The sequence below is a fragment of the Microbispora corallina genome, from assembly GCF_016863035.1.
GTDB classification, from domain to species: Bacteria; Actinomycetota; Actinomycetes; order Streptosporangiales; family Streptosporangiaceae; genus Microbispora; species Microbispora corallina.
In genome coordinates this window covers 487,759-501,527 of record NZ_BOOC01000003.1, presented here as the reverse complement: position 1 = coordinate 501,527, position 13,769 = coordinate 487,759, and the positions used below count along the sequence as shown (strand labels likewise).

Sequence of the window (13,769 nt, the reverse complement as noted above, 5' to 3'; positions counted from 1 at the left end):
TGCTCGTGCGAGCCTGATCACCACCTCGGCCCGTCAGGAAGGGGACGGGCCGAAGCCCACCTCCATGGAGACGGCCATCAGGACACCCAGCAGGTCCGCGATCAGCGCCGCTGTCTCCGGGTCCGGCTCGTGCCCGAGGTCGATCCGGCCCCGCGCCATCTCCAGCAGCTCGACGCCGCTCTCCTTGAGCCAGGTCTGCCAAGTAACGCCCTCGACGAACTGCTTGACGATGGATGCGACCTGCTCACGACCGATCCGCTCGGCCAGCCTCTCGCCAGCCCCCAGGAGGCGGGGGCCGATATCCGGCAGCGGGTCGTCCATGTCTGCGGACGGTGCTCGCCGCCATGCGGAATGACCGCGAAACGAGCGACTCGTTATGGTTAGGGGTAGATGTTCCAGCGCTGGTTCCAGTCATCGGTGCAGGTCCAGACCCACAGCAGCGCGCCGTTGGAGTAGTTGAAGTTCGAGAGGTCAAGACAGAGATTCGGGTTCTGCAGACTCCTTAGCGTGACCCACTTGTTCCCATTCACGACCGGTTTTGCGATCCAGTGCTGATTGGCACCGCCGTTGCAGTCCCATTGCTGGACGCGGGTACCGTCTCCTATCGCCCCGTCGGCCGCCATGTCGAGGCACTTAAAGGAATTCTTGTTGATGAGATGGAAGTAGTCATACCCGTAGTACGTGCCGTCCCACAACACCGCCCAGGCCTGCTGCAGGTTGCCGTTACGTAGCCACAGCTGAGCCCGAGCCCCGTTCGCCTGGGAACCGTCCTTGATGTCGATCACATACGGACCGATGCTCCCATTCGGACCCAGATTGCTGATGTACGGGACGGTCCAGCTAGCAGGATTAGGCGCGGCGTTCGCGGGTGCAGGGCCCACGAACATAGCCGCCAACGCGACGAGGCTCGCAACCGCAGCCGCAGCGAACTTCCTTGTACGACGCTTCATGATCGCCTTTCTTCCCGTATCGGTCCCACAACGCCCGGTTCGTTCGCCGACGCGGGCGGGGACTGAGCCGGCATTGGCTCACATGGAGGATCGGCTTTGCTGGTATAGGCGTGGTATAGGCGCAGGTAGAAGCGCAGATTCGAAGGTAATGGATCTTCAGCAAGTCCACAAGATCATGACAGCGAGGGGACAGTCGTAACACCAAAACCGGCCCCGGCCCTCCGTAGAGGACCGGGGCCATGTGAGAACGAGCTCGACGTCGACCAGGCCGCCATGCAGCTGATTCCGATGTAGTGCCTCGACGAGGCGCATGCGGCGACGCCCGCCTTCCCTGGGCGAGGGAGGGCGGGCGTCCTGTGCTGCTCCGAGATCAGTACGCGCGCTTCCAGTGCCAGCGGCCGTCGCTGCTGTAGTAGCTGCACTTGTACCGCCGCTTGGTGACCTTGGCGTACCCGTACTTGCCATGCGCGGCCGCCGGGCAGTAGGCGCCCGGGGTGATGCAGTTCCAGTGGTTGCCCACCCGCGTGTAACAGCTCGCCGCCGCGCTGGCCGAGTGGGCGGCCGAGAGCGAGACGGCGCCGGCCGGGGTCGCGGCGACGGCGGGGGCGACGAGAGCGGACGCGACGAGCGCGCCCGACACGAGGAGACGACGGAGCACGTGCTCTCCCTAGAGCTGGGGGATGTTGGCTCATAAGAGACTCACCGACGGTTCACCCGGTGATAGCCCTCTGACCCCAAGAAGCCCTGGCCTCCCCCCTCAAAGGCCAGGGCGATCACAGCCTCGCAGGGCTGTTGGGGTACACGAGGAGATCGAGATCCTGGGACGCCATCTCGTACGGCTACCGCTGGAGAGTGACGACCTCCACGAGGTCTGCAAGGTCGACGTGGCGGGCAACAGGTCGTAGGCGTGCAGGACCTCGCCGGTGGCGGGGTGGCTGACTGTCCAAGTGACGGTGTGCTCCGGGTGGGCCTTGGCCAGCGCCGTGACCTGCTGCATGAACCGGAAGATCGGCGAGCTGCGCCCGGAGGGCAGGATCCTCGGCCACGCGATCGAGAACCGGTACGCGTTGAGCCATCAGGGCGACGTCCTCGGGCCAGCGGTGATAGTGATCGCAGGCCACGTCGCCGGTGTGCCCTTCCCGGATCCGTCCGGGCTCGTGGGAGAAGGTGTCCCAGATGGACGGGCCCCGGCCGTCCTCCGTCACGGCCCCCTCGATCTGGTATGACGCCGTGGCCGTGCCCCAGAGGTCGCGAAGCACCCCCGGCCCGGCGGCTGATTCGCTCTGCTGTGCCTTCCACCACACGTCGGCGACCGCGAGATGAATATCTCTCTGGCTCCCTCGGTGCCGAGATGATGGCGACGGCGGCTGATTGATCGGCGATTTCGGCGGGCGGAGAACGCCCGATCAGCGCGTGCGCCGACAGTGTTGTGGCTGTTGACCCGAAGTGGCGGCGGGAAGATTTCAATCACCATGCAATCGGATTTGCGGCGATATTACTACATGGTGGTTGAATAGGTTGTTTGCCGAGAGATAATGACGTATAAGTCCTAGGATCGGACGGGCAAAGAAGGTGAGCTGAAGTGCTGAGAAAGGCAATCGCCGCCTGCGGCCTGGCGACCGCCGCGATAGCGGCTCCGCTGCTCGCAACGTCGCCCGCGTTCGCGCAGGGTAACGTCATGGCCACGCAGTCTCATGTCGCGTATATAGGAACTTTCGTCCCGCAGGATGACGATGATTCCTACACGTCGGTCTCGGATCAACCCTTAACGGTAAATCCGGAAGCACCTCCCCCTCAAGGAGGAGTCGACATAACCGAAACCGGGCAAAGCGTAGTTTCGTCTGAACTCCCTGAAAGTACCACGGGATCGGGGTACCAAGAGGACAGCGGTGGCTCCTACTTCCTTTACTGAGGCGGAGGGGCCGCCGCGGGCGACGCCGCATACATGGTCGCGCGTACGGGTGCACATGGATGCGCGCACCCCGCTTATCGATCCTGCTCGGGCCTGCCACCTGGGGTCCCATGCCCCTGCGGGTGCCACGCGTGGGTGCCACAGGGTGCGACGGAGGGGTGCCACGACCGTGGCACCCTTCCTGATCTGTAGCCCTCTCCCCAATGGTGTACGGCGGTGGGATTGAGCTCCCGGACCGAGGCGCAGTACGACGTGGTGGTCGAGACGCGTGGGGCCGGCTGGCCGGCTCCAGCAGGTTGCTAGTGATGCTAGCCAAAAATTGGCTAATGTCTTAGACGACATCGAACGACGGGCCTAGGTTGCGAGCTATGCGAACTCCCTTCGAAGCGATCCTCGACCAACCCGACATCGTCGAGAACCTTGACGACCTCGAGGTCGAGTCCACCACCTACCACGCCACCGCCACCCGCACCGGAAGGCAGTGGACCGTCACCGTCAACGACCTCCCCGAGGGACGCGCCGTCCAGGCCCAAGGCGCCACCTGGACCGACGCCGAACAGAACGCACTCACCTGCGTCATCGACCTGCTTCAGGCTGAGCCCCACACGGTAAACATCCACCTCGCCCCCAATGACGAGGAAGCCGCGGCCGCCCTGGCCGCCGTGACCGAAGCGCGCGTCGCACGCGCCTATGCCGAGCAGGCCGAGCGGGACGCGGTCCGCCAAGCCGCGCGCATCCTGACCGATAAGGGGTGGACCACCCGCGACGCCGGCGGTGCGCTCCGCCTGTCGCACCAGCGGATCTCTCAGTTGGCTCCGCGCACCACTGCATGAACTGCAAGCGTTCTACCGTGCGGAGTGGACACACCGCACCTCTCGGGCTGGTTACCTCACACAAGGGGGCTGGTGTCGGCCCCCGGCTGCTCACGCCGCCGGGGAGGCCTTTGCGTTCCGGTCGCGTCTGCCGCCGGTTGCTGTTGCGCCTCCCACCATTTGTCCGAGACAGTCCGGAGCGCGGCCCGGGAGTAGATGACTGCGGTGTGGTACGTACGCAGCAGGTCGGCCGACCGCCAGAGATCATCGTGTGCCAGGTATCGCCGACCCGGGGACCAGGAGTACAGCATCGCCGCCGCCCAGGTGTCGTCGTCCATGAGGACCTCGACCGGCCGCGGCGACTGGACCGGGGTGTAGGTGTCGACCCGGTATGGGCTGCCGGGGGGCGGGGGCGAGCATCGGCCGGTATCGAACACCTGATGGAACACGATGAAGCGCCCCTCTAGTTTGCAGGGGAGCGGGGCGCAGAAGGGAGCGGGTCACCGCCATGCCAGATTGCCCGGATCCTCGCCCCGGGCGGTCCACTCGGAGGCGGGGCGTGCTTGCTGACAGTGCTCAGGCCCCTCCTGAACAACCCGATGCCGCAAAGCGAAGAGCGGCCCCGGCCCTCTGAAGAGGACCGGGGCCATGCGCTGCCCCTTAGGCCGGAGCTCATGCGCCACGGGCGCGCTCGATCGGGGCGATCGAAGCCAGCGGCCAGGCTAGCGGCGCAACCGCGCGGCCGCCCGGAGCGTGATCCGCGATCGCGTCGACGGTGAGCCTCCAGGGAACGCCCATCACCTGTTCGAAGTCCGGAGAATCAGGTCAGGCAGGAATTGTCGGCCGGCTCGTTACTGGTTGCTGATCCAGCCGAATGCTGAAGGCCCGCAATTGTACAGTTGCATCCAGTAAAGACCGTAGAGCCCGTTAATCTGCCCGCTACCGTGCCGGAATGCGCCTATTCTCCCCGACCCGACGAGAACGCCGGTCTGATAGTCCCATACCTCCCAGCTACAGCCTATTCCTGAGACGCTGGAATCGAGATTCCATTTGATGTAGTTCCGCCCAACCCACGAGGGGATGATGGCCGTGCTGCAGTAGCTGGTGGTTACGGTGCAGCTCGTGCTGTCCGCGCTCGCCGGTAAGGCAGCGACCGTGCTTACGCCCGCTACCAATGCCGCGACACTTGCACCTCGGACCAGGGTCTTGAATAGTTTATTCATTCTTCCCCCATTGCTCTGCGGAACGCGTGTGGATCAAGCATGCGACACGCTGGCATTGGGCGCAAGAGGGAAAATTCGGATTTCAGCGTGCGGGCTCCCCATCAGCGAGTTTGGGCGGAATTTGCTCTCCTAAAGCCCGACAGGCCCAACTGGCCCCGGGCACAGCGACGCCCCCGCCCTCCCGGGGGAGGACGGGGGCGTGCGTGTCCCTGGGCGCTCTCACGGTACGGCGGGGAGCGCCCAGCGGCTACGGGCGCGTGCGCGATGACGGGTCGGACTGAGCGGCGTTGGGCACGACGTATGCGATGCCGAGCGCCCCGAGCACGGCCAGGCCGATCGTGACCCACTCGCCCTGCGAGACGACGTTGTCGCCCATCGCGGTGACGAACGCCGCGAGGCCCGCGGACGCCGCGGACACGATGGCCTTCGCGCAGGAACCGATCTTCATGTGCTACCTCCGTTGGAGGGCAGGGCCGCCGATCCAACCGGCGGCCACGTCTCAGGTGATCGGGGCCTCCCACGCGACCCGCCAGGTGTGCTCACCGACGACGCCGTCGACGTCGAGGCCCTTCTCGGCCTGGAACCGCATCGCGACGTCGCGGGAGTCCGGGCCGTACATCCGGTCGGCCTCGATGTCCCAGCCGCGGCGGCGCATCTGCTGCTGCCAGGTCTGCACGTCGTCGCCGACGGTGAGCGGCGGGTACTGCGGGAGCCGGCCGGGCCACGGCGGCGCCGGCGGCTCCGGGGGCGGGTCAGGATCACCGCCGGGGCGAGGGGCGCCGGCCTTGACCCAGGCGTACAGCTTCGGGCCGGGGCAGTCGGTCGAGTAGCCGTCACGGTGGCCCTTGATCTCGTGCCCGGCGGCGCCCTCACGGCGCAGCCAGGCGATCGGGTCGAGGATCCCGAGCAGCATGGCGTCGTTCGGCTCCACCAGGCCCGCGTTGCCGACGAGGCCGAGCACGGCGTAGTGGCCGGAGTTGAGACAGGGTCCGTTCGCTGCGGGGAGGTGGTGCGGCCGCGGCCGACGAACACCTTCCGATGCGGGTAGCCGATGTCGAGCCATGCGGTAGCGAGTGAGTACGGTTCCGGGCGCCTGCGACTCCTTGAGTTCGGCCAGCCACGCGGAGATCGCGCCTTTGGTCAGCACGAAAGACGCGGCTAAGTAACCCAAGCGCCGGGAAACAACCGGTCTGGGTTATCGGGCGAGTGAGCGCTGTGCTAGAAGGTACGACAGGTCATCCGACATCATTTCCCGTGCTAGAGGGCCTCGCCCTGCTGGGCTGCACGCGCATCGGCTCGCCGGGCATCTTCGGATAGTTCGGCGGGTACGGCATGTCGCCCCGCTCGTCGGCCTGGAACCACTCCAGCAGCGTGTCGATCGCGTACGACCGGTCGTCGATGGCCCGCTGCACGTCGCCCAGCTTCGCGAAGCGCGCGGGCATGGTGCGGAGGTCGAAGTCGCGGGGATCGCAGTCGGCCAGCTCCTCCCAGGTCACGGGCGCGGAGACCAGGGCGTCCGGCCGGGCCCGCACCGAGTAGGCCCCGGCGACCGTGCGGTCCCTGGCGTTCTGGTTGAAGTCGATGAAGACCTTCTCCCCGCGCTCCTCCTTCCACCAGGCGGTGGTCGCGAGGCCGGGGGCCCGCCGTTCGACCTCCCGGGCGAACGCGATCGCGGAGTACCGGACCTCGGTGAACGTCCACCGGGGCTCGATCCGCACGGTGATGTGGATCCCCCTGTTGCCGGAGGTCTTCGGGAAGCCGGTCATGCCGAGCTCGTCGAGGACCTCCCGGGCCGTGAACGCCACCTTGCGGGCCTCCTCGAACGAGGTGCCCGGCTGCGGGTCGACGTCGATCCGCAGCTCGTCCGGGTGCTCCAGGTCGGGGCGGCGGGCGTGCCAGGGGTGGAAGTCGATCGTCCCCAGGTTGGCGCACCAGGCGAGCCCGGCCACCTCGGTCGGGCAGAACGCGTCCGCGGACCGCCCGCTGGGGAACCGCACGGTGACGGTCTCGATCCACTCGGGGTGCTTGGGCATGCGCTTCTGGTAGATGGCCTCGGACTCCACCCCGTCGGGGTGCCGCTTGAGGTACGTCGGCCGGTCCCGCAGCGCGCGCAGCGCCCCCTCGCCGACGCTCACGTAGTACTCCACCAGGTCGCGCTTGGTGGCCCCGATGGCCGGGAAGTAGATCTTGTCCGGGTTGGTGACCTTGACGACCCGGTCGCCGACCTCGAGTTCGATGTAGGGCGAAGCCATGATGAGGACCCTACCCGTGAAGTCGTGGCCCGTCCCGGGCTGCCAACGGCGGCCGGACCGGGAGCTCCCACGAGGGCGCCCGATGTCCGGCGCCGTCTCGTGGTCGCGGGCTGGCGGCGGCGCTGGCGCGCCGCCCCGCGACGGAACGGACCACGACGAGGCCGCGCTCGCGCGGCGCCCCCAGCCGCCGGGCGGGCGTCCAGCACGGGTCGGGTGCATCGCCGCGCCGACGGCGGGACGGGCCGACCCCTCCCTCACGGAAGGACGATCTGCCTCCTCACCTGAGAAGACGCAGGAAGACCGGCGAAAGGATGCCTCGCCGGGGAAGAAGTCCCCCGGGAAGATCCCACGCGGTCCGGCGGTTCCCGTTACGTAATCCCCGAGAGGGGCCCCGTGCTTAGGCTGGTGGACATGGACAAGGTCATCAAGAGCGACGCCGAGTGGCGGGTCCAGCTGTCGCCGGAGGAGTTCCGCGTCCTGCGGCTGGCGGGGACCGAGCGGCCCTTCAGCGGCGAGTACGTCGACACCAAGACGGTGGGCGTGTACTCCTGCCGCGCCTGCGGCGCCGAGCTGTTCCGGTCGGAGGCGAAGTTCGACTCCCACTGCGGGTGGCCGTCGTTCTTCGAGCCCAGCGAGTCGGACGCGGTGACGCTGCTCGAGGACGACTCGCTCGGCATGCGGCGGGTGGAGGTCCGCTGCGCGCGCTGCGATTCCCACCTCGGGCACGTCTTCCACGGCGAGGGCTACCCCACCCCGACCGACGACCGCTACTGCATCAACTCGGTCTGCCTGACGCTGCGGCCCGCCGAGTGACGCGGCCGGGTCACCTGGGCTTGGGGTGGGTGACCCGGCAGTCGGAGTCGTCCGGGCCGAGGACGTTGGCGAGCACCGGGTTGCCGTTCTCGCCGAACTTGGCCTGGACGAACACCACGGGGTTGGCCTCCCCGCGCTCGGACAGGTACTCCAGCCCCCGCTTGCACAGCGTGATGGCGTCCTTGGAGTTGCCGGCGTCCTCCGGCAGGTTCGTGTAGATCCGCAGGTAGCGGCCGGTGGTGCGGATGTCCTTGACCCGCTTGGACGCGTGGTCGTTCCACCTGCCCCTGAAGTAGGCGGCGGCCGTCGCGTCGGTGTACCTGGACGGGCCCGACGCCTTCTTCTCGTTCTTGACGGCCTTCCCGGCGTCGGCGGAGTCGGCCTTGGCGCCCGTCTCCACGCTCGCGACGGTCAGCTCCCCCGCCGGGCTCGGCTTGGGAGCCGCGACCAGACGGGACGGCCCGGCGTCCCGGTGGGTCAGCGGACCCGCCACCGCGAGGGCTCCGACCGTGAAGGCGGCCACCCCCAGGGACACCTCGACGACGCGTGGACGGGCCCGCCTCCTGCGGCGGCGCCCCCTGGAACGTGCCAGTCGGCTCGACACTCTGCCTCACAAAGACCTTGATGCGTGGTCACAGTATGGCAAAGAACGGCGGCCATCAAAGCCGTTTCCGACATTTCGCGCACGGTTCGCCGAGATGTCCGGATTCCCAGCGGTTACGGCAGGGCCGCCACGAGCTCCGCCACCGGCTTGCGGGTGCCGGTGTAGAAGGGGATCTCGACGCGGGTGTGCCGCCTCGCCTCCGCGCCCCGCAGGTGACGCATCAGGTCGACGATGCGGTGCAGTTCGTCGGCCTCGAAGGCGAGCATCCACTCGTAGTCGTTGAGCGCGAAGCAGGCGACCGTGTTTGCCCGCACGTCGGGGTAGTCGCGGGCCATCTTCCCGTGCTCGGCGAGCATGGTGCGGCGCTCGGAGTCCTCCAGCAGGTACCACTCCAGCGACCGGACGAACGGGTAGACGCACACGAAGCCCCTCGGCTCCTCCTCGGCCAGGAAGGCCGGGATGTGCGACTTGTTGAACTCGGCCGGCCGGTGCAGGGCCATGGCCGACCACACGGGCTCGGCGGCGCGGCCCAGGGCCGTACGGCGGAACCGGGTGTAGACCTCCTGCAGGTCCTCCGCGGAGGGGGCGTGCCACCAGAACATGAAGTCGGCGTCGGCGCGGAACCCGGCGACGTCGTAGCAGCCCCGGGTCACCACGTCCTTGCCGGCCGACTGGGCGAGCAGTTCCTCGACCTCGGCGGCGACGCCCTCGCGTCCCTGCGGCAGCTGGTCGCGCAGCCGGAACACCGACCACATCGTGTAGCGGATCACCTGGTTCAGGTCGCGTGCCTTGGGCCTCGGGGTGCGCTCGGTCATGGCTCCATTGTGCCCGTACGGGCGGCCGGTCCGCCGCCCGGCCTGGCCGCGGGGGCCTCCAGAACGCTCCAGGAGGCCACGCCCGTCAGGGGCCGCCGAGCTGGTCAGGCGGAGGCCGCCGCGAGCCCCTCGAGGTGCTCCAGGACGCGCAGGGCCGCCGTACGGCCGGTGGCGACGCAGGCCGGGATGCCGAGGCCGTCGTAGGCGGCCCCGCAGACGGCCAGGCCGGGGTGGCGGGCGATCTCCGCGCGGACCCGCGCGACGCGGTCGAGGTGGCCGACGTCGTACTGCGGGAGCGAGCCGCCCCACCGGGTGACCCGGGTGTCGAGCGGCAGCCCGCGCACCCCCATGACCTCGGTCATCTCGTTCATCGCGAGAGCCACGAGCTCGGCGTCGTCCCGCTGGAGCACCTGCTCCTCCCCCAGGCGGCCGATGGAGCACCGTACGACGACGAGGTTGCGGTCCGCCTCCGCCAGGTGGGGCCACTTCACCGTGCTGAACGTCGCGGCCTTCACCGGGCGGCCCTCGACCGGCGGGACCAGGTAGCCGCTGCCGGACGGCGCCTCGGGGAAGGCCGTCCTCGGATAGGCGAGCGTGACGATCGCCACACTCGCGTACTCGATCCGCGCCAGCTCCGCGGCCGCCTTCGGAACTTCGCGGCTCAGCAGCCGGGAGGCGGGGCGGGCGGGCACGGCGAGGACGACGGCGTCCGCGTCGACGACCTCCTCGTCCCGAGTGGGGCCGGTGACCAGCCGCCAGCCCTCCAGGGTGCGGACCAGGTCGCGCACGGTGACGCCCGTGCGGACGTCGGCGCCGGACGCCTTCGCCACGGCGGGCGGCAGCGCGCCGAGGCCGCTCCTGACGGTGGTGAAGACCGGCCCGGCGTCCGCGGGCGCGTCCGCCACGATGGCCCGGGCGGCCCCCAGCAGCGACCGCTCCGTCCGGGCGGCGGCGGCGACCCGGGGCATGGTCGCCTCCAGCGACAGCTGGTCGGACCGGCCGGCGTAGACCCCGCCGAGCAGCGGCTCGATCAGCCGGTCGACGATCTCGCCGCCCAGCCGCGCCCGGACGTACGCCGCCACGGAGACGTCCGTCGTGATCGGCGACGCGGGCAGCACCTGGTCGAGGGCGGCCCGGGCGACGCCGGCCGGGGAGATCACGCCCGACCTGGCGAGCGCGAGCAGGTCGGACGGGACGCCCATCACCTGGCCGGCCGGCATCGGGTGCAGCGACCCGCGCGACAGGACGGAGGCCTGGGTGGTGCCCGGGTCGGCGAGCTCGTCGCCGAGGCCCACCAGCCGCGCCAGCTCCTTGCCCTCCGGCCGCCGGGCCAGCATCGACTCCGCGCCCTCGTCGACCGGCACGCCCGCGACCTCGGTGATGTGCAGCTTGCCGCCGATGCGGGAGGCGCCGTCGAGTACGGTCACCCGCGGGCCCGTCCCCCCGCGCCGGAGATGCAGGGCCGCGGCCAGTCCCGCGATGCCCGCGCCCACCACGACGACATGACGACCAGAGATCCCGTCCATACCCAGAGAAGTTACCGGCCGGTCTCCGCGGTCGCCGCACCGGCGGGCCGTGCCGGCGCCGGCCGCCGCGCGGACGCCCCGGGCCGGCCGTGCGGCGTCCGTGCCGACCGAACCGCGGCGCGCCAAGCGCCTCCGCCGGCGGGACGTCGCCGCTCGTGACGGCACCGTGACGGCATCGTGATCGCGGGGGCGAACTCTGGAGGCGTGGCGACCCGTGTTAAGTACATGACTCGATTCCGGTACGGCGTGGCGGCGCTGGCCGCCCTCGCCCTCCTGACAGCCGGCTGTGGAGGCCCGTACGAGCAGGCGGACTCCGCCGGCTCCTCCGGAGGCACGGCCGCCGGGGCCGCGGCCCCGGAAAAGCCCGAGGCCGCCGCGTCCGCCGCCTCCGCCGCGGACGCGGGCGGACGGCAGGCGGACGCCCAGGTCACGATCGCCCCGGCGCAGCGGTCGGTCGTCTACACGGCCGAGATGTCGATCAGGGCGAAGGACGTCGCGGCGGCGTCCGACCGGGCCAAGGCGATCGTCACCGGCGCCGGCGGCTACGTCTCCGAGGAGCGGAGCAGCGCGTTCGACGGCGGCGACCAGGCGGTGATCACGTTCAAGATCCCGCCGGAGCGCTACTCCGACGTGCTCGCCCAGCTGGGCCGGGACCTGGGCAAGCGGGTGTCGGTCCACCAGGGCGCCCAGGACGTCACCCAGGAGGTGGCGGACGTCGACAGCCGGGTGAAGTCGGCGCAGGCCACCCTCGACCAGTTCCGCACGCTGCTGTCGAAGGCCACCAAGATCGGCGAGATCATGGAGATCGAGCGGGAGATCTCCAGCCGGGAGGCCGACCTGGAGTCGCTGCAGGCCAGGCAGAAGGCGCTGGCGGCGCAGACGGGGATGGCCACGCTGACGCTCACGCTGCTCGCGGAGCCCAAGCCGAGCGCCAGGCCGTCGGAGCCGCCGTCGGGCTTCCTGGCCGGCCTGCGGTCCGGCTGGCGGGCCCTGACGACGTCGACCCAGATCGCCCTGACCGTGTTCGGCGCGCTGCTCCCCTGGCTCGTGCTGATCGCCGTGGTCTGGGTCGTCACGCTGGTCCTGTGGCGCCGGCTCCGCCGCACGTCCCCGTTCGCGCCTCCGCAGCCGCCCGGTCATCCCGGGGGCCGGCAGGGCCCGCCGCCCCCGCCCGGTCATCCGGCGGGCTGGCAGGGCCCGCCGCCCCCGCCGGTGCCGGTCGGCGCCCCGGCGGGCCGGGGCGGGCCGGACTCCCCGGAGGAGCCCCCGCCGGCCGCGTGACCCCGCCGGTCAGGGCCGGGCTCCCCGCAGGAGCCCTGCCCGCCGCGCGGCCCGGGTGGGTCAGCGCGCGGACGCCTCGTGGACGAGGTCGGTGAGCCGGGCGAGCTGGTCGGGGTCGGTCGAGGGGAGCACGCCGTGGCCGAGGTTGAACACGTGCCCCTCGGCCACCCGGCCGCGCTCCAGCACCTCGCGGGCGCGCTCCTCGACGACCTCCCAGGGGGCGAGCAGCACGGCGGGGTCGAGGTTGCCCTGCAGGGCCTTCCCCGCGCCCACCCGCAGGGCGGCCTCGTCGAGGGGCACCCGCCAGTCGACGCCGACCACGTCGGCGCCGGCCTCGCCCATGACGCCGAGGAGCTCGCCCGTGCCGACGCCGAAGTGGATCCGCGGCACACCGAGGTCGGCGAGTCCGGCGAAGATCTTGGCGGTGTGGGGCAGGACGTACGTCCGGTAGTCCTGCGGCGCGACGGCCCCGACCCAGGAGTCGAACAGCTGGACCGCCGAGGCGCCGGCTTCCGCCTGCACCCGCAGGAACGCCAGCGTGATCGCGCCGAGGCGGTCCATGAGCTCGTGCCACAGCTCCGGATCGCCGTACATCATGGCCTTGGTGCGGTCGTGGTTCTTCGACGGCCCGCCCTCGATCAGGTACGACGCCAGCGTGAAGGGCCCACCGGCGAACCCGATCAGCGGCGTCCCCCCGAGCTCCTTGAGCAGTGCCTCCACGGACTCCGTGACGTACGGCACGTCGCCGGGCTCCAGCGGCCGCAGGACCGCGGCCCCCGCGCGGTCGCGGATCGGGGTGGCGACGACGGGGCCGACGCCCGGCTTGATGTCGAGGTCGACGCCGATCGCCTTGAGCGGGACGACGATGTCGCTGAAGAAGATGGCCGCGTCGACGCCGTACCGGCGGACGGGCTGCATGGTGATCTCGACGACCAGGTCCGGCGTCGCGCAGGCGGTGAGCATCTCGACGCCCTCGCGGGCCCGCCGGTACTCGGGGAGCGAACGGCCCGCCTGGCGCATGTACCAGACCGGGGTGTGCGGGACGGGCTCGCGCCGGCAGGCGCGGACGAAGACGGAGTCGGCCAGCTGGGGATTCACCCTCCCAGCGTGCCATGCCGGGACACCCCCCGGCACCACGCGCCGACCTGGAGTCCCTGAATCGAGCGGGCACGGCCCTCGTGTCGGTATGGTGAATCCCTCCCCTTCGCGTGAGTGTTCTCACAGCTCGGCAATGTGTTCGCCAATCGGCGTCCCGGCATCGATTCCAATGCCACTTTCGAGACACGCCGAGCGCGTTGCGGGGAAATGTCGGCGGGACGTGCCAACGTCGGATCAGTCCCGAGCTACCGACACGACCGTGGATCCGACGAGAGGCCCCGGAGCGATGACTTCGATGTGGAGTTCCCCCGAACGCCGCACTGAGCTCGAACGCCGCGCCGCGCAGCGCGCCGGCGGCGCCGAGCGCGGCTTCGCGCAGCCGTCCCGTCCGGGCGGCCGCGACGACGGTCCGGGATGGGCGCGCGTGGACCGCGGATCAGCCCCGCTGTCTGTGACGGCCACGGCTTGACGACCACCCATGCC

13 protein-coding genes and 1 pseudogene are annotated in these 13,769 nt (G+C 70.2%); 3 read left to right on the top strand and 11 right to left on the bottom strand.

What is annotated here, in order from left to right; all coding sequences use genetic code 11:
• Positions 1-33 precede the first annotated feature (33 nt).
• The 4 genes and pseudogenes from Mco01_RS06350 to Mco01_RS06335 all read right to left on the bottom strand — a co-directional run.
• Complete coding sequence (locus tag Mco01_RS06350) at positions 34-321, bottom strand: hypothetical protein (RefSeq protein ID WP_204055914.1); 288 nt, start codon at positions 319-321, stop codon at positions 34-36.
• Between the two features lie 59 nt (positions 322-380).
• The gene (locus Mco01_RS06345; protein WP_204055913.1) at positions 381-785 is read right to left on the bottom strand and encodes an RICIN domain-containing protein; all 405 of its coding nucleotides are present in this window, start codon (positions 783-785) and stop codon (positions 381-383) included.
• 535 nt (positions 786-1,320) lie between these two features.
• A complete protein-coding gene (locus tag Mco01_RS06340) occupies positions 1,321-1,608 on the bottom strand; it encodes a hypothetical protein (protein WP_204055912.1) in 288 nt (95 codons plus the stop codon).
• Positions 1,609-1,968: 360 nt separating this feature from the next.
• Positions 1,969-2,209: pseudogene (locus tag Mco01_RS06335) on the bottom strand (family 1 glycosylhydrolase); the annotation flags it as partial.
• A gap of 1,021 nt (positions 2,210-3,230) precedes the next feature.
• Between Mco01_RS06335 and Mco01_RS06330 the strand changes: the two are divergent.
• Positions 3,231-3,695: a type II toxin-antitoxin system HicB family antitoxin gene (locus tag Mco01_RS06330; RefSeq protein WP_204055911.1), complete on the top strand. Its 465-nt coding sequence runs from the start codon at positions 3,231-3,233 to the stop codon at positions 3,693-3,695.
• 1,449 nt (positions 3,696-5,144) lie between these two features.
• Here Mco01_RS06330 and Mco01_RS06325 read toward each other — a convergent pair.
• From Mco01_RS06325 to ligD, 3 genes are all read right to left on the bottom strand, one after another.
• The gene (locus Mco01_RS06325; RefSeq protein ID WP_204055910.1) at positions 5,145-5,345 is read right to left on the bottom strand and encodes a hypothetical protein; all 201 of its coding nucleotides are present in this window, start codon (positions 5,343-5,345) and stop codon (positions 5,145-5,147) included.
• A gap of 51 nt (positions 5,346-5,396) precedes the next feature.
• A complete protein-coding gene (locus Mco01_RS06320) occupies positions 5,397-5,858 on the bottom strand; it encodes a peptidoglycan recognition protein family protein (protein WP_239103379.1) in 462 nt (153 codons plus the stop codon).
• 274 nt (positions 5,859-6,132) lie between these two features.
• Positions 6,133-7,149, bottom strand: a complete 1,017-nt coding sequence (gene ligD, locus Mco01_RS06315) for a non-homologous end-joining DNA ligase (protein ID WP_204055909.1) — start codon at positions 7,147-7,149, stop codon at positions 6,133-6,135.
• A gap of 411 nt (positions 7,150-7,560) precedes the next feature.
• Between ligD and msrB the strand changes: the two genes are divergently transcribed.
• Positions 7,561-7,962, top strand: a complete 402-nt coding sequence (msrB, locus tag Mco01_RS06310) for a peptide-methionine (R)-S-oxide reductase MsrB (RefSeq protein WP_204055908.1) — start codon at positions 7,561-7,563, stop codon at positions 7,960-7,962.
• A gap of 10 nt (positions 7,963-7,972) precedes the next feature.
• Here the strand turns inward: msrB and Mco01_RS06305 are convergent, their stop codons facing one another.
• The 3 genes from Mco01_RS06305 to hemG form a co-directional block, all read right to left on the bottom strand.
• Positions 7,973-8,485 (bottom strand): hypothetical protein, encoded by a 513-nt coding sequence (locus Mco01_RS06305; protein WP_157099772.1) that lies wholly within the window; start codon positions 8,483-8,485, stop codon positions 7,973-7,975.
• A 194-nt stretch (positions 8,486-8,679) separates the two neighbouring features.
• Positions 8,680-9,381: a hydrogen peroxide-dependent heme synthase gene (hemQ, locus tag Mco01_RS06300; RefSeq protein ID WP_204055907.1), complete on the bottom strand. Its 702-nt coding sequence runs from the start codon at positions 9,379-9,381 to the stop codon at positions 8,680-8,682.
• 104 nt (positions 9,382-9,485) lie between these two features.
• Positions 9,486-10,907 (bottom strand): protoporphyrinogen oxidase, encoded by a 1,422-nt coding sequence (gene hemG, locus Mco01_RS06295; RefSeq protein WP_204055906.1) that lies wholly within the window; start codon positions 10,905-10,907, stop codon positions 9,486-9,488.
• Between the two features lie 204 nt (positions 10,908-11,111).
• On the opposite strand from hemG, the gene Mco01_RS06290 reads away from it, so the two are divergent.
• Entirely contained in the window at positions 11,112-12,188 is a 1,077-nt protein-coding gene (locus tag Mco01_RS06290; protein ID WP_204055905.1) for a DUF4349 domain-containing protein, read from the top strand.
• Positions 12,189-12,248: 60 nt separating this feature from the next.
• On the opposite strand, the gene hemE is transcribed toward Mco01_RS06290, so the two are convergent.
• A complete protein-coding gene (gene hemE, locus Mco01_RS06285) occupies positions 12,249-13,286 on the bottom strand; it encodes a uroporphyrinogen decarboxylase (RefSeq protein WP_204055904.1) in 1,038 nt (345 codons plus the stop codon).
• Positions 13,287-13,769 lie beyond the last annotated feature (483 nt).